This is a genomic window from Nocardioides sp. WJ219, from assembly GCF_058559815.1.
The window spans coordinates 169,703-188,856 of the sequence record NZ_JBZUJV010000009.1 but is presented as its reverse complement, the minus strand read 5'-3'; the positions used below and the strand labels follow the sequence as shown (position 1 = coordinate 188,856).

General features: G+C 74.1%; 18 protein-coding genes. 7 read left to right on the top strand and 11 right to left on the bottom strand.

Features of this window, described 5'->3' with window-relative positions:
* Positions 1–58: 58 nt before the first annotated feature.
* The 5 genes from AC4MBH_RS19090 to AC4MBH_RS19070 are packed head-to-tail and all read right to left on the bottom strand — an operon-like array spanning position 59 to position 4,035.
* A complete protein-coding gene (locus tag AC4MBH_RS19090) occupies positions 59–1,009 on the bottom strand; it encodes a DUF808 domain-containing protein (RefSeq protein WP_491796973.1) in 951 nt (316 codons plus the stop codon).
* Between the two features lie 32 nt (positions 1,010–1,041).
* Positions 1,042–2,073, bottom strand: a complete 1,032-nt coding sequence (locus AC4MBH_RS19085; protein WP_491796971.1) for an SIS domain-containing protein — start codon at positions 2,071–2,073, stop codon at positions 1,042–1,044.
* Between the two features lie 16 nt (positions 2,074–2,089).
* Complete coding sequence (locus AC4MBH_RS19080) at positions 2,090–2,263, bottom strand: Trm112 family protein (protein ID WP_491796970.1); 174 nt, start codon at positions 2,261–2,263, stop codon at positions 2,090–2,092.
* Positions 2,263–3,630, bottom strand: coding sequence for a phosphomannomutase/phosphoglucomutase (locus tag AC4MBH_RS19075; RefSeq protein WP_491796969.1), 1,368 nt, complete (start codon positions 3,628–3,630; stop codon positions 2,263–2,265). The genes AC4MBH_RS19080 and AC4MBH_RS19075 overlap by 1 nt, the downstream gene beginning before the upstream one ends.
* 45 nt (positions 3,631–3,675) lie before the next feature.
* The gene (locus AC4MBH_RS19070; RefSeq protein WP_491796967.1) at positions 3,676–4,035 is read right to left on the bottom strand and encodes a DUF3499 domain-containing protein; all 360 of its coding nucleotides are present in this window, start codon (positions 4,033–4,035) and stop codon (positions 3,676–3,678) included.
* Positions 4,036–4,085: 50 nt separating this feature from the next.
* Between AC4MBH_RS19070 and AC4MBH_RS19065 the strand changes: the two genes are divergently transcribed.
* The 3 genes from AC4MBH_RS19065 to AC4MBH_RS19055 are packed head-to-tail and all read left to right on the top strand — an operon-like array spanning position 4,086 to position 6,334.
* Positions 4,086–4,547 (top strand): metallopeptidase family protein, encoded by a 462-nt coding sequence (locus tag AC4MBH_RS19065; protein ID WP_491796965.1) that lies wholly within the window; start codon positions 4,086–4,088, stop codon positions 4,545–4,547.
* Positions 4,548–4,550: 3 nt separating this feature from the next.
* Positions 4,551–5,294 (top strand): class I SAM-dependent methyltransferase, encoded by a 744-nt coding sequence (locus tag AC4MBH_RS19060; protein WP_491796964.1) that lies wholly within the window; start codon positions 4,551–4,553, stop codon positions 5,292–5,294.
* On the top strand, positions 5,291–6,334 hold the full coding sequence (locus AC4MBH_RS19055) for a glycosyltransferase family 61 protein (protein WP_491796963.1): 1,044 nt from the start codon (positions 5,291–5,293) through the stop codon (positions 6,332–6,334). Before AC4MBH_RS19060 ends, AC4MBH_RS19055 begins: the two co-directional genes overlap by 4 nt.
* Here AC4MBH_RS19055 and AC4MBH_RS19050 read toward each other — a convergent pair.
* The 3 genes from AC4MBH_RS19050 to AC4MBH_RS19040 all read right to left on the bottom strand — a co-directional run bounded on the left by AC4MBH_RS19050 (position 6,331) and on the right by AC4MBH_RS19040 (position 10,965).
* Entirely contained in the window at positions 6,331–7,713 is a 1,383-nt protein-coding gene (locus AC4MBH_RS19050) for a DUF5719 family protein (RefSeq protein WP_491796961.1), read from the bottom strand. The genes AC4MBH_RS19055 and AC4MBH_RS19050 overlap by 4 nt on opposite strands.
* Positions 7,710–10,604, bottom strand: coding sequence for a glycosyltransferase (locus AC4MBH_RS19045; protein WP_491796959.1), 2,895 nt, complete (start codon positions 10,602–10,604; stop codon positions 7,710–7,712). The genes AC4MBH_RS19050 and AC4MBH_RS19045 overlap by 4 nt, the downstream gene beginning before the upstream one ends.
* Before the next feature lie 106 nt (positions 10,605–10,710).
* Positions 10,711–10,965 carry a WhiB family transcriptional regulator gene (locus AC4MBH_RS19040; protein WP_491796957.1) on the bottom strand — a complete coding sequence of 85 codons (255 nt, stop codon included), beginning with the start codon at positions 10,963–10,965 and terminating at the stop codon, positions 10,711–10,713.
* 141 nt (positions 10,966–11,106) lie between these two features.
* Between AC4MBH_RS19040 and cofD the strand changes: the two genes are divergently transcribed.
* The 3 genes from cofD to AC4MBH_RS19025 are packed head-to-tail and all read left to right on the top strand — an operon-like array spanning position 11,107 to position 13,910.
* Entirely contained in the window at positions 11,107–12,153 is a 1,047-nt protein-coding gene (gene cofD / locus AC4MBH_RS19035) for a 2-phospho-L-lactate transferase (RefSeq protein ID WP_491796955.1), read from the top strand.
* Positions 12,150–13,091: a coenzyme F420-0:L-glutamate ligase gene (cofE, locus tag AC4MBH_RS19030; RefSeq protein ID WP_491796953.1), complete on the top strand. Its 942-nt coding sequence runs from the start codon at positions 12,150–12,152 to the stop codon at positions 13,089–13,091. Before cofD ends, cofE begins: the two co-directional genes overlap by 4 nt.
* A gap of 60 nt (positions 13,092–13,151) precedes the next feature.
* Complete coding sequence (locus tag AC4MBH_RS19025; RefSeq protein ID WP_491796951.1) at positions 13,152–13,910, top strand: DUF3105 domain-containing protein; 759 nt, start codon at positions 13,152–13,154, stop codon at positions 13,908–13,910.
* 11 nt (positions 13,911–13,921) lie between these two features.
* Here AC4MBH_RS19025 and AC4MBH_RS19020 read toward each other — a convergent pair whose 3' ends face one another.
* A complete protein-coding gene (locus tag AC4MBH_RS19020) occupies positions 13,922–15,028 on the bottom strand; it encodes a mannose-1-phosphate guanylyltransferase (RefSeq protein ID WP_491796949.1) in 1,107 nt (368 codons plus the stop codon).
* A 56-nt stretch (positions 15,029–15,084) separates the two neighbouring features.
* Between AC4MBH_RS19020 and AC4MBH_RS19015 the strand changes: the two genes are divergently transcribed.
* Entirely contained in the window at positions 15,085–15,807 is a 723-nt protein-coding gene (locus AC4MBH_RS19015; RefSeq protein WP_491796947.1) for a TIGR03089 family protein, read from the top strand.
* A gap of 31 nt (positions 15,808–15,838) precedes the next feature.
* On the opposite strand, the gene AC4MBH_RS19010 is transcribed toward AC4MBH_RS19015, so the two are convergent.
* Together AC4MBH_RS19010 and AC4MBH_RS19005 are read right to left on the bottom strand one after the other, a co-directional pair.
* Positions 15,839–18,019 carry an N-acetylmuramoyl-L-alanine amidase gene (locus AC4MBH_RS19010; RefSeq protein WP_491796945.1) on the bottom strand — a complete coding sequence of 727 codons (2,181 nt, stop codon included), beginning with the start codon at positions 18,017–18,019 and terminating at the stop codon, positions 15,839–15,841.
* A 352-nt stretch (positions 18,020–18,371) separates the two neighbouring features.
* A complete protein-coding gene (locus AC4MBH_RS19005) occupies positions 18,372–19,154 on the bottom strand; it encodes an ABC transporter ATP-binding protein (protein ID WP_491796944.1) in 783 nt (260 codons plus the stop codon).

Here is a 19,154-nt window from a genome sequence, read left to right as displayed (position 1 = left end):
ACGAGATTCAGCGTAGGACAGCGCTCTGGGGATCGATGAATCCTCGCCCGGCGCAGGCTCAGTGCGCGCCGGCGCCGTGCTTCTTGAACGGCAGCACGTGCATGATCGCCACGACGATCCCGCCGACCACCAGCCCGACGACCGCGGACAGGGCGGTGTTGACGAGCCAGCCGACGATGCCGCCCACCGCCTCCAGCGCGTGCGCGGCCTCCTCCTCGAGGTGGTGCACGAAGTCGTACGGCGGGTCGAAGCCCAGCTCGTGCAGCTGCACGAGCAGGATGTGGCCACCGACCCAGAGCATGGCGGCGATGCCGACGACCGAGATGAAGGCGAGCAGCTTGGGCATGCCGCGCACCAGGCCGTGCCCGACCTTCTGGGCGAACGTCGAGGAGCGCTGGGCGAGCGAGAGGCCCGCGTCGTCCATCTTCACGATCATCGCGACCACGCCGTAGACCAGGATCGTGATCAGGAAGGCGACCACGGTGAGGACCGCGGCACGGGTGATGAACGGCTCCTCGGCGACGCTGTCGAGGGCGATCACCATGATCTCGGCGGAGAGGATGAAGTCGGTGCGGACCGCACCGGCGATCATCGTCTTCTCCTGCTCGGGCGAGATCTCGGTGCCGAGGCCCTCCTCGGCCGGCTCGTGGCCCGAGACGCGCTCCCAGAGCTTCTCGGCGCCCTCGTAGGCCAGGAACGTGCCGCCGGCGACGAGGATCACCGGCAGCACCCAGTCGGGGGCGAACTGGCTGAGCAGCAGCGCCGCGGGGAGGATGAAGAGCAGCTTGTTGCGCAGCGACCCGGCCGCGATCTTCTTGATGATAGGGATCTCGCGCTGCGCGGCGACGCCCTGCACGTACTGCGGGGTCACGGCGGTGTCGTCGACGACGACGCCGGCGGCCTTCATGCTCGCCCGGCCCGCTGCCGCACCGACGTCGTCGATGGAGGCGGCGGCGACGCGCGCGAGGACGGCGATGTCGTCGAGTAGTCCGAACAGTCCAGCGCTCACCCACGAAGCCTAGCGCCCGGCGCCGGTCGTGCTCAGTCGGCGACCAGCCCCAGGCGCAGGTACTCCGCCGCGTAGGTGCCGGTGAGCAGCAGCGACGCGTAGCGGGCGACCTCGCCGGCGACGTCGGAGGTCACGGTCTCGACGTGGACGCCGCGCTCGGTCGCGGCGGCCTGCAGCCGCCCGCGGTGCTCGCGCACGACGGGGTCGTCGGCACCGTCGTCGAGGACGACCAGCACCGGACGGCGCTCGCCGCTGCTCCCGCCGTCGGCGAAGGGGTCGTCGAAGACGTCGCGCGGGCGGGTGGCCTCGATGACGGGCAGCAGGTGCTCGGCGTCGCCGGCCAGGGCGGTGCGGCCGCTGGTGCGGCGGATCGACTCGGCGACCCGGCGCGCCGCCCGGGCGGCGAGGACGGACCCGCCCCACACCAGCGGGGTGGCGTCGGCCAGGGCGATGGCCAGGATCTTGGCGGGGTTGATCGAGATGTCGCGGTGCGGCGAGCAGCTGATCGCGACGGCGTCGAGCGCCTCGGCGACCGTGCCGGCATCGGCCTCCGGCCCGAGCCCCACCTGGTGCAGGTAGGACAGCATCACCACGGCCGCGGCCAGCTGGTCGTCGGTGACGGTGGGGAGCACGCTGCTCCACCGGCCCTCGGCGTGCTCGGCGACCATGGACGACGGCGGGCAGGCGACCACGACCTGGCAGCCGCGGCGCACGGCCTCGGCCACCGCGGAGGCCGCGCCGGAGTCGAAGCCCACGGGCGCGAGCACCACGACGAGGTCGAGGCTGCCGGCCCACCCGGGCAGTGCGGGGCCCGGCCAGGCCACGAAGGGCACCGGGCACGACGGCTCGAGGACGGCGCGCAGCAGCCGCGAGTCGGGGCCGGCGGCGATCACGGCGCGCGGTCGGGTCTCCTGGGCGCGGGCGACGCCGAGCGCGGTGGCCTCGGCGGCGTCGCCGGCCTCCCGGCGTACGCGGGCGCCCGACTCGGCCAGGGTGCGCAGGCGCAGGTCGGCGGAGCCGAGCGCGAGCTCGTCGTCGAGGCGGGACTCGTCGAACCAGGTCATCAGTCCGTCCCTGCGCTCAAGGCCGCCGGGCCTCGTCGACCAGCAGGACCGGGATGTCGTCACGCACCGGGTAGGCGAGCCCGCAGGACTGGCAGACGAGCTCGGTCTCGCTGCCGGCCTCGACGACGGACAGCTCGCCGCGGCAGTCGGGGCAGACGATGATCTCGAGCAGGGCGGGTGGGACCGGCATCAGGAGCCTCCACGGATCAGGGCGAGCACCTCGTCGCGCACCGCCGTCATGGTCGCCTCGTCCTTGCCCTCGACGTTGAGCCGCAGCAGCGGCTCGGTGTTGGACGGACGGACGTTGAACTGCCAGTCGGGATGACTGACGGTGAGGCCGTCGAGGTCGTCGCGGGTGACGCCCTCACGGGCGGCGTAGGACGCCTCGATGGCCTCGGTGACCGCGGCCTGGTCGGCGACGGTGCTGTTGATCTCGCCGGAGAGCGGGTAGCGCTCGTAGCGGGCGAGCAGGTCGCTGAGCGTCCCGTCGTGGGCGGCCAGCGCGGCGAGGGCGTGCAGCGCGGCCAGCATGCCGGAGTCGGCACGCCAGAAGTCGCGGAAGTAGAAGTGGCCGCTGTGCTCGCCACCGAAGATCGCGTCGGTCTCGGCCATGGTGGTCTTGATGTAGGAGTGCCCGACCCGGGTGCGGACGGGGTGGCCCCCGAGCTCGCGGACGATCTCGGGCACCGCACGGCTGGTGATCAGGTTGTGGATGATCGTCGCGCCGGGGTCCTTGGCCAGCTCGCGCTCGGCGATCAGCGCCGTCAGCGTCGACGGGGAGACGGCCTCGCCGCGCTCGTCGACGAGGAAGCACCGGTCGGCGTCGCCGTCGAAGGCGAGACCGATGTCGGCACCGACCTCCCGCACCTTGGCCTGCAGGTCGAGGAGGTTCTCGGGCTCGATCGGGTTGGCCTCGTGGTTCGGGAAGCTGCCGTCGAGCTCGAAGTACATCGGCACCAGGTCGACGGCGTCGCCGAGGCGGCCGAACACGGCGGGCGCGGTGTAGCCGGCCATCCCGTTGCCGGCGTCGGCGACGACGGTGAGCCGCCGGCCGGAGACCGGGGCGAGGGTCAGCAGGTGGGCGGCGTACGCCTCGAGGACGTCGTGCTCGCTGATCGAGCCGCTGCGGGTGGCAGGCGCGAAGTCGCCGGAGAGGACGAGGTCGCGGATGTCGGCGAGCCCGGTCTGGGTGCCCACGGGCCGCGCGTGGGAGTGGCACATCTTGATGCCGTTGTACTGCGCGGGGTTGTGGCTGGCGGTGACCATCGCGCCCGGCAGGCCGAGGTGGCCGGAGGCGAAGTAGAGCTGGTCGGTCGAGGCCAGCCCGATCATCGTGACGTCGGCGCCGGCCTGGGTGGCGCCGTCGGCGAACGCACCGGCCAGGCCCGGCGAGCTGGGACGCATGTCGTAGCCCACCACGACCTCGGTGGCACCGACGACCTGCACGAACGCCCGGCCGGTGGCGCGGGCGAGGTCGTCGTCGAGCGGGTCGGGCACGGTGCCGCGGAGGTCGTAGGCCTTGAAGATGCCGTGCACGACGGCGGGATCGAAGGCCATGCCGCTGACCCTAGTGGGTGGGGGGTACTGCCTCGGGCGGTGCCGTCAGTCGGTGGTGAGGACCCGCAGGTGGCCGCGTCGGGTGGTCTCGCGGCCGGTCTCCTCGGCGGGCACCGCACGCGGCGGCGGGACGGGGCGACCGGCCTCGCGGACGGCGTCGGCGAGCGCGAGCAGGTCGTCGTTGCTGGGGCCGCGGTCGGCGAGGTCGGTGGCCAGGCGCAGCACCTCCCACCCGCGCGGCGCCGAGAGCCGCTCGCCGTGCTGGGCGCACAGGTCGTAGGCGTGCGGCTCGGCGTAGGTGGCCAGCGGGCCGAGCACGGCGGTCTGGTCGGCGTAGACGTAGGTGAGCGTCTGCACTGCCGGACGGCCGCAGGGGGTGCGCGAACAACGCCGGGCAAGACTCACGGTGCGCACGCTACCCGCCGGCACCCCCGCCGCCGCCTAGGCTCGCGGTCGTGGCGCGGGACGACGAGACAGCAGGGCACCGGGTGCGGCCGCGACGGCGTACCCGCGACCGCCGCGACCGCGGCATGCGCGGACCGGCCGTCGTGCCCCGCGACCCGCGCACCCCGGCGCTGCGCACCCAGCGCGACCGGTTCGACGACCTGGTGCTCGCGGTCGTCGCCGACATCGAGGAACGCTGGCAGGAGCACCTCGGCCTGGTCGAGTACGCCGTCGAGGACACCCCGCAGGTGCCCGACGACTGGGAGGCCGGCACCGTCCCGCTCTCGTCGCTGGTACGGGGCTCGGGCGCGACGCCCAGCCGGCTGGTGGTCTTCCGGCGTCCGATCGAGCACCGGTGCTCCTCGCGCAGCGAGCTGGAGGCGATGGTGCTGACGGTCGTGGTCGAGCAGGTCGCCGAGCTGCTGGGGATCGCCCCCGAGGTCGTCGACCCGCGCGTGGCCGAGGAGGATTGAGTGGTGACGGAGGACCCCGTGCAGCAACCCGACCAGCAACGCCAGGCAACCGACCCGGCGAGGGCGGTGAGCCGGGCGGCGGTGATGCGGCAGCTGTGCCGTCTCTACCCCGAGGCCCGCTACCTCGAGGTGGGCGTCTGGCGCGGCGCGACGTTCGACAAGGTGCCCGCCGCACGACGGGTGGCGGTCGACCCGGCGTTCAAGCTGGCGCCGCCCCACGACGAGCGCGACGAGCCGGGCGCGGAGTACCACGAGGTCACCAGCGACGAGTACTTCGCGACCCGCGTCGGCCGCGACGAGCTCTTCGACGTCGTCTTCCTCGACGGCCTGCACGTCTACGAGCAGACGCTGCGCGACCTGATGAACGCCCTGGACCACCTGCAGCCCGACGGGGTGGTCGTCGTCGACGACACCCACCCCCCGAGCCACCTGTGCGCGCTGCCCGACCGCGACCAGTACTTCGCGGTGCGCGACTACATCGGCTCGACGGAGAAGCGCTGGATGGGCGACATCTACAAGCTCGTGTGGTTCGTGGAGACCTTCTGCCCCCAGCTGACCTACCGCACGATCGCCGACAACCACGGCCAGACGGTGTTCTGGCGCAAGCCACGGACCGACGTCACGCACCGCTCCCTGGGCCAGGTCGCCGACCTCACCTTCGAGCAGATGGTGCTCGAGGACGACGTCCTGCAGCTGCGCCCGTGGGCCGCGATCCGGCGCGAGCTGCGCCGCGACCTCGGCCTGTGAGCACCGCTCCCCTGCCGCCCGGCTGGGCGCTGCCGACGTTCCCCCACGAGCCGGTGGAGGGCCCGCCCGACCTCGTCGACGTGCCGGACGCGATCCTCACCCGCGTGCGCCGCGGCGACCTGCGCACGATCGTCGAGCCGACCCGGTGGATCAGGGGTGCGGTGCACGACGCCGACGGCCGCCTGGTCGTCTCGTCGCAGAAGATCGGCGGCCTGGTCGGCGCGCAGGTCGCGCAGGCCGACCCCGCCCGGGTGCCGCCGCGCCAGCAGCAGGGGTCGCGCCGCCTCGAGGGCACCTGGCTCTACGGCGGCCACTGGACCCAGCACTTCGGCCACTTCTTCGCCGAGACCCTCACCACCTTGTGGCCGGAGGGTCCCGCGGTCGAGGGCGTCGCCGGGATCGTGTTCCACAACTTCATGAGCCGCTTCCGCGGGGTGTCCGACTGGCAGCGCGAGCTGCTCGACCTCGCCGGCTGGGGCGAGGTCCCCTTCGAGGTGGTCGAGGACGAGAACCTGGTCGCCGAGAGGCTGCTGGTGCCGGGGCGCGGCATCGTGGTCAACGGCTGGGCATGGGACCAGGCGCGCCTGGTGTGGCGCCGGATGGCGGCCGCGGCCGGGGGTCGGCTCGAGCTCGACCCGGCCGGCGAGCGGGTGTTCTTCTCACGGACGGCGTTCAACCGGGCCCGTCGCGCCGCCGGCCGGCCGACCCGCACCGACGAGGCCCACGACGTCGCGCTCGAGGAGGCGTTCATCGGCGCCGGGTTCCGCGTCGTCACCCCGGAGACCCTCCCGGTGCGCGAGCAGCTGCGCCTCGCGGCCGGCGCGTCGGTCCTGGCGGGCGCCGCCGGCTCGGCGCTGCACCTGTCGGCCTTCGCGCCGGCCGGGGCGCGCGTCGTCGAGCTCGGCGACTCCCGCTCCCCCGACGTCCAGGTGCCGACCCAGCGCGTCATCGACCGGGTGTGCGAGCACCCGTCGGCCTTCGTGCCCTACGACGTGCCGGCCGCCGGGCTGCCGACGGCGCTGAAGGCACTCGGGCTCTAGGGCAGCCCGACCCGCACGTCGGGCACCAGGCCGGTCTCGACCGGCTCGCGGACCCGCACCACCGTCGCGCCGGCCTCGGAGACGACGAGGACGACCGCGTCGACGCCCGTGCCGGACGGGGTCACCGTCACCAGCCTGGCCTCGGCGGGGAGGTCGAGGGTCGCGGCACGGTCGGGACCGACCTCGACGCGCTCCTGCGCGAGCTCCTCGCCCTCGGCGTCGCGGACCGCGACGGTGACGACGCCGTCCTGGGCGGCGTTGCCGAGCACCAGGCGCTTGTCACCGGCCGGCAGGACGGCGGTGCCGGCGTCGGCGATCGGGTCGACCGGGACGGCGGTCGCGAGGTCGCCGCGCACGAACATCGACAGGCTGGCCGTGGCGGCCACCGTCGACTCCACGAGCAGCCCCTGCGGTCTCTCGGTGGCGGCGCCGGAGCCGGCCTCGCGCAGCACCTCGGCGACCGGCACCACGACGACGCTGTACGGCGGCAGGTCGACATCCTCGAGGCCGGCCGGGGCGAACACCGACTCCCCGGTCACCAGCGAGACCGTCGCCCGGCCCTGGGAGGCGCCCGGATTGGCCAGCACGAGCGTGCGCGGCCCGATTCCGGAGGGGACGCCGAGCAGCAGGTTGCTCCGCGCCGGGGCGGCCTGGGAGGCGAGGCCGTCGTCGCCGGTGCGGCCGTTGCCAAGGCCGCGCACGGTGTCGCGGACGCTCGCGGCGATCCGGCCGCGCCCGACGGTGACCCGCAGGGCCAGCTCGTCGCGCCGCGGGAGCACGGTCGCCAGCGGGAACGTGCGCGCCTCCCCGCCGGGCACGGCGATCCCGAGCAGCTGCCGTGCCTCGACGACGCCGTCGCGGCCGAGGACCTCGACGTCGACCACCGCGCGGCCCTCGTCGGGGTTGACCAGCTGGAGGATCGAGCGGTGCTTGGCGCCGGCACCCACACCGGTGAACCACTGGTCGAAGACGGGCGCGCGGCAGTCGAAGCTGGCCAGCGGCGAGGAGAACCGTCCGGCCACCAGGCCGGGTGCGAGGTCGCCCTCGCCGGTGATGACGGCGGCGCGCTCGCCGACCTCGACCTCGGCGGTCCGGCCGGGTCCGACCTCGGCCTCGCGCTCGTCGCGGCCGGCGCGAACGGCGACGGAGCCCGAAGCGCCCGAGGTGGAGGTGACCAGCACCTCGCTGCCGCCCCCGGGGCAGACCACGCTGGCGCGGGTCAGCGGCGTCTCCTCTGGCCCGGCGCCGACCCGGGGCTCGACGGTGCCGGTGTCGACGAGCAGGGCGGCCACCAGGGTCAGCACCGGGACCAGCACCGCCGCGACGGTGGTGACGCCGAAGCGGGCCCGGGCGACCCGGGACGTGCCTCGCTCGCTCATCGGTCGTCCTCCTCGCGGGACCGGCCCGCACGCAGGGTCGGGGCGGCCAGCACCAGCGCGACGAGCGCCACCACGCCCTGGACGACGAGCAGCACGACCCGCAGCCACGACGTGCCGTCACCGGACACGGCGTCGGGGTCGAGCCCGCGGTCGACCCGCCAGGCCCGGGTCCCGGGCGGCGAGCTGGCCTGCACCAGGCCGGACGCGGCGTCGAGGGTGGCGGCGACAGCACCGTCGGCGGGGGCCGGCAGCAGCACGAACTCGACGCCCGCGGCACCCAGGGCGTCGACGACGTCGGGCGTGGGCCGGGCGGCGAGCTCCCGCACCGTCGTGGTGACGTCGGGGTCGGCGTCGGTCAGCGCGACCACCTCGTCCTCGCCGAGGGTCAGCCCGTCGCCACGGCGCACGGTGTAGGACAGGCCCTCCTCGACGCTGCCACGCACCACCAGCACGCCGTAGGCCGCGCCGGTGCGCGAGCGCTGCTCCATGTACGCCGGCACGACGTCGTCGGCGTCGGAGGTCAGGTCGTCGTCCGCGGTGGCCCACCAGACCGCCCCGGCGACGGGCACCACGAGCGCGGCGGCCCCGGCGACGGCGGCCAGCACCCGCAGCGGCACCGCGACCCGGTTGCGCACCGCACCCTGGGCGCCCAGCACGACGGCGGTGACCAGGCACGCCTGGACCACGAGCAGCGCCGCACCCAGGCCGGGCGGGGTGTCGGTCGCGGCCAGCGACGGGGTGACCCGCGACAGCAGCGCACCGACGACGGCGGCGACCAGGGCGACCAGCCAGCACAGCGTGACGGGGATCCGGCTCGCCCGCGGCACCAGCGCCAGCACGGCCAGGACGACCAGCACCGCACCGACCCAGACCGGCGCACCGAGGTCGCCGAGCCGGCCGGTGAGCAGGTCGAGGGGGCCCAGGTCGGTCGAGGGCAGGCGTCCGGTCTCGAGCACCAGCGCCGAGGCGTGGCCACCCGTCACGGCCGGCACCCACCACGGCGCGTGCAGCAGCAGCGGCACCCCGAGCGCGACCGCGGGCGGTCCCCACACGGCGCGGCCCAGCACGGCCCCGCGGGCCGCCGCCGCCCCGAGGAGGAGCACGACGAGCACGAGCGCGGCCGCCACCAGCCAGGCCACCGGGGCGAAGGCGGTGACCAGCGCGAGCAGGAGCCCGACCCGCCAGCCGGCCCGGCGGCGCCGGTCGACCTCCGGGTCGGCGAAGCCCAGGGCGGCGTGGGCCAGCCACGGCAGGAGGGCGCCGGCGACGACCAGGCCGAGCCGGCCCTCGCCCCAGGCGCCCGAGGTCACGGGCACCAGGGCGTACGTCGTCGCCGCACCGAGCAGCAGCCACCGCGGCGCACCGCGGGGGCTGACCAGGCGGCCGGCCACCCGCAGGAAGCGGAACGCGCCCCACAGCGCGAACGGCACCGCCAGCACCAGCAGGCCGCTGACCGCGGCGCCCGGACCCACGACGGAGCCGAGCAGCGCCAGCACGACGACGTACGGCGGCGCGGGCACGTCGGTGCCGAAGGCCAGCGGGTGCCAGGTCTCGCGGTGCAGTGCCCACCAGTCCCCGGCGCCGTCGGGCACCGGGGAGAGGGCGCCGCCGCTGACCTGGCCGAGCGCGGTGCGGGCGGCGACCAGCATCGCGACCACGACGAGCACCGCCACGAGCGCGAGCGGGTTGGTGAAGAACCGCGCGACGGCGCCGGTGTCGGCGAGCTGGTCCTCCTCCTCGCGGGCCGCCCGCTCGGCGCGCAGCCGGGCGGCGGCCAGCGACGACGGGTCGAGCTCGGCGGCCGCCTCGCGGCGCCGCTCGGCGACGTCGGCGGCCTGGCTGCTCAGCGCCGAGACGACGTCGCCCACGAAGTCGAGGCCGTGGCGGTAGGGCACCCAGGCCGGGGCGAGGAGGCGTCGTACACGGTCGCGGTCGGGCGGCGTGCCGCTCCGCTCGAGACGCTCGCGGCGCTCCCGGCGGCCGGCCCGCAGGGGGCCGGGCCGGAACACGACGGTGACCAGCGCGGCGAGGTCGTCGAGCGCCTCGCCCGGCGAGCGCACCAGCGCGAAGCCGAGCATCCGCACGAGCGTGCCGAGCGTCAGCCGCAGCACCCGCCACGGCAGCGAGGCGGCGCTGCCGTTGACGAGCAGCGTGTAGAGCGCCGCGCGGCGCTCGTGGTAGTGGGTGTGGCGACCGGTCAGCGGGGTACGCCGGGTGCCGCGGTGGGCGGCCTCGGCGTGGAAGACCACGGCCGCGGGGACCACCAGCGTCGCGTGCCCGGCCGCGGCCGCCCGCCACCCGAGGTCGAGGTCGTTGCCGAACATCGGCAGCCGCGGGTCGAACCCGCCCAGCTCCTCCAGCACCCGCCGGCGCACGAGCAGGCCGGCGGAGCTGACGGCGAGCACCTCCCGCTCCTCGTCGTGCTGGCCCTGGTCGTACTCCCCGCGCTCGAGGCCGGTCTCGCGCCGCCCGGTGCCGGAGATGGTGACCCCGACCTCGACGAGACGTCGCAGCGACGGCCACTCACGCTGCTTGGGGCCCAGCAGGTCGACGTCGGGACGCCGGGCGGCGGCGTCCAGGAGCGCGGCGAGCGCGCCGGGGGCAGGGCGCGAGTCGTCGTGGAGCAGCCAGACCCACTCGGCGTCGGGGGCGACCGCCGCGGTGCGCTCGAGGCCGAGCCGGACGGCCGCGGGGTACGTCGTCGCCGAGGACGCCTCGACCACGTCGTACGTCGGGGGCAGCAGGTCGCGGCTGCCGTCGCGGCTGCCGGTGTCGACGGCGACGACGCGGCCCAGGGCCGGTCCCTGCTCGCCGAGGCCCTCGACCACGCCGGGCAGCCAGCGGGCACCGTCGTGGCTGACCAGCAGCGCGACGACACCGGGGGAAGACACGGTGGCCGACCATAGCGGGCACTCCCCCGACCCCGTGAAAAGCACGAGGACCCCGACCGGTGACGGTCGGGGCTCCCTCGGGCGGTGCGTCTGGCTCGGTGCCTGCTCAGACGACCTGCTTCTTCAGCTTGCGCCGCTCACGCTCGGACAGACCGCCCCAGATGCCGAAGCGCTCGTCGTTCATCAGCGCCGACTCGAGGCACTCGTCGCGCACCTCGCACGTCAGGCAGACCTTCTTGGCCTCCCTGGTGGAGCCGCCCTTCTCGGGGAAGAACGCCTCCGGGTCGGTCTGCGCGCACAGGGCACGCTCCTGCCATCCTGCTTCGTCTCCTGCTGGTTCCAGGAGGAAGAGCTCCCTCATCTGATCTGCCTCTCGACCCGGTGGATTCCCCCGAACAACATTGTGGGAATTACATGCCTGTCGTACGCAGAAGTCAAGCCGTTCTCTGATATGAGGCCCCCCGGTCCGGACCGGTGGGGCCGACGCGGCACAGTAGGTCTCATGCCTGAGCCCACGATCTCGCGCATCACCGTGCTCTCCGGCGGCATGGGCGGCGCCCGGTTCCTGCAGGGCCTGCGGCACGGCATCGACGCCGGCACGCTGCCCGGCGTGGCCGCCGACGCCGAGGTCACGGTGGTCGCCAACACCGCCGACGACCTGTGGATGCACGGCCTGAAGATCTGCCCCGACCTCGACACCGTGATGTACACCCTGGGCGACGGCATCGACCTCGACCGGGGCTGGGGCCGGCGCGAGGAGACCTGGAGCGTCAAGACCGAGCTCGCGGCCTACGGCGTCGAGCCGACCTGGTTCGGTCTCGGCGACCGCGACATCGCCACCCACCTGTTGCGCACCCAGATGCTCGACGCCGGCTACCCGCTCTCGGCGGTCACCGAGGCGCTGTGCAGGCGCTGGCAGCCCGGGGTGCGGCTGCTGCCGATGACCGACGACCGCGTCGAGACCCACGTGGCCGTCGCCGACGAGACCGCCCCGAGCGGACGCCGGGTCGTGCACTTCCAGGAGTACTGGGTGCGGCTGCGCGCCGAGGTGCCCGCCGAGACGGTGGTGGTGGTCGGTCTCGACGCGAGCAGCCCGGCGCCGGGCGTGCTCGAGGCGATCACCGACGCCGACCTGGTGGTGCTGCCGCCGTCCAACCCCGTCGTGTCGGTCGGCACCATCCTCGGCGTCCCCGGGGTCCGCGAGGCGCTGCGGTCGACCACCGCGCCCGTCGTGGGTCTGTCCCCCATCGTCGGCGGCACCCACGTGCGCGGCATGGCCCACCAGGTGCTCACCGCCATCGGCGTGGAGGTCTCCGCCGCCGCCGTCGGGCTCCACTACGGCGCCCGCTCGGGTGGCGGGTCGGACGACGGGGTGGTCGACGGCTGGCTGGTCGACGAGCGCGACGCCGACCAGGTGGCCCGGGTCCGCGCGGGCGGGCTCGCCTGCGCCGCCGTGCCGCTGATGATGACCGACCTCGACGCCACCGCGGCGATGGCCGCGGCCGCCGTCACGCTCGTCACCGGGGCCGGCGTGGGCGGACCCGCGTGACGGTCGGCGCCACCGCGCCCGACGGGGTCCCGGAGGTCCACACCGGCGACGACCTGGTCGCGCTGCTCCTGCCGCTGGTCGACCTCGCCGACGGCGACGTCGTCGTGGTCACCAGCAAGGTGGTCAGCAAGGCCGAGGGACGCGTCGTCACCGGCTCCCGCGACGACCACCTCGCCGCCGAGACGACCCGGGTGGTCGCGCGGCGCGGCCCCACCACGATCGTGCGCACCCGGCACGGCCTGACCCTCGCCGCCGCCGGCATCGACGCCTCCAACGTCGAGCCCGGTCGCGCCGTCCTGCTGCCCCTCGACCCCGACGCCTCGGCGCGTCGGCTGCGGGAGGCCCTCCTGGCGCGCACGGGCCGCAACGTCGGCGTCGTGGTCACCGACACCGCGGGACGGGCCTGGCGCGAGGGCCAGACCGACATCGCCGTCGGCGCCGCCGGGGTGGTGGTCGCCGAGAGCTTCGCCGGCCGCCTCGACGCCCACGGCAACGAGCTGGCGGTGACGGCACCCGCCGTGGCCGACGAGATCGCCGGCCTGGCCGAGCTCGCCTCCGGCAAGCTCGGCGGCCGCCCCTTCGCGGTGGTGCGCGGGCGCGCCGACCTGGTGCTGCCCGCGGGCGACCACGGCACGGGAGCGGTCGCACTGGTGCGCGCCGAGGGCGCCGACCTGTTCGGGTACGGCGCACGCGAGGCGGTGGTCCGTGCGGTCGCCGGGCGGCGCGACGACGCCCGCCCGTTCGGGGCGCCGGTGGCCGCCGACGAGCTGGTGGCCGTGGTGCTCGACGTGCTCGGCGTACCCCTCGCGGTCGTCGACGAGACGACCGTCACCGGCCCCGCCGACGCGGGGCCCCTGGTCGCCGTCCTGGCCTTCGCCCACGGGTGGCTCGTGGTCGCCGACGCTCCCGATCAGCGCTTTGCCAGGGCCACTCCGTAGACTCTCGACGTTTGCGACCCCCCGTGACCCCCACGCGACCGAGACAGAGGTAGACCGAGAGTGGCCAAGCCGACCAAGACAGCCAAGACCGAGCGTCAGCGGCTGATCGAGGACACCCTCAAGAAGCAGAAGTCCGCCGAGAAGCGTCGCGGCAACGCGATCGTGGGCGTCGCGGTCCTGATCGCCCTGATCATCGTCGCGATCCCGGTGGTGCCCGTGATCGTCGGCCGCTTCCAGGAGTCGGCCTACGCCGACACCCCGGTCGACGACATCGGCGCCGGTGCCGGCGCGTGCCAGGAGATCATCGAGAAGGAGGCGACCGGGGTCAGCGACCACGTGGAGCAGCCCCAGGAGGTCACCTACGACGCCGCCCCGCCGGCGTACGGCCCGCACTGGAACGTCGGCGGCGTCGCGCCCGCCACCTTCACCGAGAAGTTCTACGACGAGGACGACCGCCCGGCGGTCGAGGCCCTCGTCCACAACCTCGAGCACGGCTACACGATCCTCTGGTACGACGAGGAGATCGCCGACGACAACGGCGAGCTCGCCAAGGTCCGGGCCATCGCCCGCAAGTTCAAGGAGTCGGGCGACAACGCCAACTTCCGCAACAAGTTCATCGCGGCGCCGTGGAAGGACAGCGACGCCGACGGCGACACGAAGTTCCCCGAGGGCACCCACATCGCCTTCACGCACTGGAAGGGCGACACCGAGACGTCGACCGGTGCCTGGCAGTACTGCAGCGAGGTCTCCGGCGAGGCGCTGGTCTCCTTCATGGACAAGTACCCCTACACCGACGCCCCCGAGGCCGCGATCCCGTAGTCCCCAGCGGGTCAGGTGAGGTCGCCGCGACCCGCCTCGGCCAGTGCCGCGACGATCGACTTGACGTCCTGGGCGCGCGCCCGGGTCGTGACCAGCAGTGCGTCAGGCGTGTCGACCACCACGACGTCGTCGAGGCCGACCACGGCGACCACCTTGCCGCCGGCCGGCACCACGAGCCCGGTGGCGCCCCGGTCGTGCACGAGGGAGCGGTCGCCGAGCACCGTGACGGCAGCGCTGCTGGGGTCCTCGAGCAGGGTGGCGAGGGAGTCGAAGTCGCCGACGTCGTCCCACCCGAACGACGCCGGGACCGTGACCACGCGGCCGGCGGCCGCGGCGGGCTCGGCGACGGCGTGGTCCACGGAGATCCTGGGCAGCCGGGCCCAGGCGTCGTCGAGGGTGCCGGGGTCGGCCGCGACGGCCCGCAGTGCGGCGGCGAAGCCGGGGTCGTCGACGGCCAGCAGGTCGAGCAGCACGGTCGGTCGGACCACGAACATCCCGGCGTTCCACCGGTAGCGGCCGGTGGCGAGGTAGCGCTCGGCGACGTCGACCGACGGCTTCTCGACGAACTCGCGCACCGCGACGACGCCGGCGTGGCCGTCGAGCGCGTCGCCGAGGTGGATGTAGCCGAACGCCGGCGACGGGAAGGTGGGGTCGATCCCGATCGTGACCAGCCACCCGTCCCGCGCGGCGCCGACGGCCGTGCGGACGGCGTCGCCGAACGCGGCCGTGTCGGTGATGACGTGGTCGGCGGCGAAGGAGCCCAGCACCGCGTCGGGGTCGCGCCGCTCGAGCAGGGCGGCGGCCAGGCCGATGGCGGCCATCGAGTCGCGCGCCGACGGCTCGGCCACGATCGCCTCGGGGGCGACGTCGGGCAGCTGCTCGGCCACGGCGTCGCGGTGCGCCCGGCCGGTAACGACGAGGAACCGGTCGTCGACCAGCGGTGCCAGCCGGTCGTGGGTCGCCTGCAGCAGCGAGCGACCGGAGCCGGTGAGGTCGTGCAGGAACTTCGGCGACGACGACCGCGACAGCGGCCAGAGCCGGGTCCCCGCGCCGCCCGCGGGCACCACCGCCCAGAGTCCGTCGACGGGGCCGGTGGTGTCGTTCTGCGTCCTGCTCATGCGCGGAGCGTAGTGACTGCCGGTCGGGGCCAGGCGGGGTTGGGGAGACTGGTCCCGTGACCACCTTCGCGACCGTCCTGACCGACCTGCTGCGCGCCGACGCCGGCCGCCCGCTAGTGACCTTCTACGACGACGCGACCGGCGAGCGCACCGAGCTGTCGGTGACGACGTACGCCAACTGGGTGGCCAAGGCCGCCGGGCTGCTGACCGACGAGCTGGGCCTGGAGAAGGGGCAGACGCTGCGCGTCGACCTCCCACCGCACTGGCTCGGGACGGTGTTCCTCGGTGCGGCCTGGTCGGCCGGGCTGGTGGTCAGCGCGACCGACTCCCCCGACGCCGTCGTGTGCGGCCCCGAGACGCTGCCGGCGTGGTCGGCGCGCGCCGACGAGCTGGTCGTGCTGGCCAGCGCGCTCCTGCCGATGGGCGGCCGGTACGCCGACGGCGTCCCGCCCGGGGTGCACGACGTGGGCGTGGAGATCTGGTCGCAGCCCGACGCGTTCACCGCGTGGGACCCGCCCGCCGGCGACGACGTCGCCCACGACCTCGGCGGTACGCCGGTGACCCACGCGCAGCTGTGGACGACGGCCGCCGCCGGGACTCTCGTCACCGACGGCGGCCGCCTGATGTCGGAGGCGAACCCGGCTTCCCCACCGGGACTCGCGACCTTCATCGAGCCGCTGGCGTGCCGCGGCTCCCTCGTCCTGGTCACTCATGCCGCACGGGAGCGTCTCGAGGCGACCTACGTCGCCGAGCGCGCCACCGCACGCTTCCCTGCCTGAGCGTCCGGACGTCTCTCCCCGACCTCCCGGCTCAGCCGAAGAGGTCGAAGTACTTGTAGCCCCCGCCGATCACGACGGGCTTGCCGAACGACGTCGCCTCGCCCGGGATGAGCACGAGGTGACCGGTCGACTTCCTGCGGGCGAGCAGGTCGGGATGACCGGTCAGCTCGACGTCGCTGATGCCGAGCACCCGGTCGTAGGGGGCCAGGTCGAGGCCGAGCGAGGTCGCGCCGGTCAGCCCGCCCGGGCCGTTGCCGGGGTAGAGCACCAGCCGCGAGCCCTGGCGGAACAGGCTGTCCGGGGCGCCGTCGCCGTTCCAGAGCCCGACCGGGATGTGGGTCGTGGCGTTCACCCGGCTGTGGGCGACGTAGCTCGGTCGCAGTCCCTGGGCCCCGCGGCCCGGGTAGATCCGCATGGCGCCGCCGGCCGGCTGCCCCATCAGGTCGGGCCAGCCGTCGCCGGTCATGTCGCCGACCGCCGCCAGCAGGCCCACCCTGCCGAAGCCGCGGGCCAGCTCGACGGCCGGGCCGAACCTGCCGTTGCCGAGGCCGGGCCGCAGGTAGAGCGTGCCGTTCGAGGTCCGTCGCGTGATCAGGTCGGTCTTGCCGTCGCGGTCCCAGTCGCCGGCGTTGAGGATCCGGTTCTGGGTGGAGAGGTCGAGCCGCATCGGGATCGGGTTGCCGCGTGCGTAGCCCTGGTTGGTCTTGCGCAGCGGGATGACGAAGCCCTGGCCGTCGGAGGCCCGGCGCACCATCAGGTCGGGCAGCTCGGTGCCCGCGACGTCCGACTCGAGCTGGCGGCCGGCGAAGCCGACCTGCGCCTGCTTGGCGAGGGACCTGATCTGCGAGAGCTTGGCGTAGAGGTGCTTGCCGGGACACGCGGTCGACGCGGCGTCGCGGTGCCCGTTGACGGCCGGGAAGTTCCTCGAGGTGACGTACTGCCGCGTGGACGACGCGTCGACCCCGTGCAGGGCGAGCTTCCACCCGAACAGGGCGCCGTACGCCTGGACCATCGCGCTGCTGGGCCGGGCGGTCTCGAAGTTGCCGATGGCCGACATGGCGAAGGAGTCGTCGTTGTAGCCGAGGGTGTGGGCACCGACCACCGGGCGGTCGATGCCGCCGGCGCGGCCCTCCCAGATGCGGCCGAACTTGTCGACCAGGTAGTTGTAGCCGACGTCGGACCAGCCCCGGGACTGGGTGTGGTAGGCGTAGATGCCGCGCAGGATCGACGGCACGTCCTCGCGCGAGTAGTCGTTGGCGTTGACCGTGTGGTGGACGAAGCCGGCGTGCACCTCGAAGTAGCGCAACGAGCCCTTGTCGCGCAGCCGCTCGTCGGCGCCCCACTGCTTGCGGGAGTAGATCACCGGCTTCGGGGTGACCCGGCCGGCGGCGAGCCGGACGTCGCCGTCGGAGGTGTCGAGGTCGCCGACGGCCGGGCGGGCGGCGCTGCCGTCGGCCCCGCCGTCGGACTGGTTGGTGTCGAGCGCCGGCAGCTGCTCGGCGGAGCTGGTCGCGACGCCGGGGTCGATGACGGCGAGCCTCAGATCAGCCGGCGCGGCCTGCTTGCTGACCACCTTGACCTGGACCTGGTCGACCTCGCCGACGAGCAGCTCGTCGGTGCCGGGGCGGGCGCGGCGGCCCTCGGCGCTGTCGGGGTCGGGACCGTGGTCGTCGTGGTACTCCATCTTGGTCCAACCCGACCAGTCACCGGCGTCCTGGGTGCGGACCTTGACCTTGATCTGGTCGTCCGGGACGACGTCGCCGTGCTGCCAGGTCAGGCCCACGGCGCCGTAGCCGCTGACCCGCTGCGGCTCGCTCACGAGCCGCTGGACCCCGCTGGGCGCGACCTGGGAGCGGGCGGTGCCCAGCGCGCCGGGGGCGATCCGGGCCCCGGCCGGCGCGGTGAGGCTCACCTCGCGCACCACCGGGTCGACCGCCGCGGTCGGCACGACCGACGGCTCCGTCTGGGCCGCGGTGTACGCCGCCATCGACGCCGGCGGCAGCGCGGCCGCCGACCCGTCGGACGACCCGTCGGACGACCCACCGGGCGCGGACGCACCGTCGGGCACCGGACCGAAGTCGATGGACACGATGCGCGCCGCCGGCGTCAGCACGGCGAGGATCACGCCGAGCACCAGCAGCTGCTGGCACGTCGTGACGAACCGGGCCTGGCGGTGGCCGTCGGGCGCGGTGGAACGGGGAAGGAAAGGCATTCGAAGTCAGCTCCAGTGCGAGGGGGAAGAGTCACACGGGTAGCAACTTTCACACCAGTCACACGGGCTGGGAAGGGGAACTGAGTAACTACAAACCTGTAATTTCCAGTCGACACGCCGAGAAGTTCGAGATTGTCAAAGTCGCGTGGTGCGGGTTCAGAGGCGCGCCGCCGGCGGGATCTCACCGGTGGACCGGGGAAATCCCGAACGGGCGCCGGCGCGAGATCTCCCCGGTGGGCCGGGGAAACCTGAACTTCCCGGGCAATACATTGCCCGGGAAGTTCAGGAGTACCCGGTGGACCGGTGAAATCCGCAGCGACCGAGACGCGTCCGCGCCGACCGCCGGCGAGACCTAGATGTCGGCGCCGATCGCGTCGTCGGCGTCCTCCTGGTCCTCGGGGCGCTCGACGTCGTCGTCGTAGTGCAGGAAGGCGATCCCCTCGTCGACGTCGCCGTCGAAGACCAGGCGGCCCTCCTGCAGCACCAGGACGCGCGAGCACATCCGGCGTACCGAGCCGGCGGAGTGGGAGACGTAGAAGAGGGTGCGGCCGCTGTCGCGGACCTCCTCCATGCGCTTGAGGCACTTCTTCTTGAACGGCCGGTCGCCGACGGCGAGGACCTCGTCGGCCAGGAAGATGTCGGAGTCGACGTGGATGGCGATCGCGAAGCCGAGGCGGGCGCTCTGGCCCGAGGAGTAGTGCCCGACCTGGGTGTCGAGCTTGTCGGCGATGCCGGCGAAGTCGACGATCGCGTCGAGCTTGCGCATCGTCTCCTTCTCGCTCATGCCCAGGATGGCGGCGTTGAGGATGAGGTTGTCGCGGCCGCTGAGCTGGGGGTGGAAGCCGGCGCCGGTGGCGATCAGGCCGGCGATCCGGCCGCGGGTCAGGATCGACCCGGAGTCGGGTCGCATCACGCCGTTGATCATCTTCAGCAGGGTGCTCTTGCCCGAGCCGTTGAGGCCCATCAGCCCGATCGACTCGCCCTGCTCGACGGTGAACGAGACGTCGTCGACGGCGTTGAACTCCTCGATCGTCTTGTTGCCGCGCACCTTGGCGACGGTGATCTGCTTCAGCGTCCGCTGGTAGCGCTTGGTGAAGGTCTTGGTGGCGTGCTCCACCCGCATCGACTCGGCCAC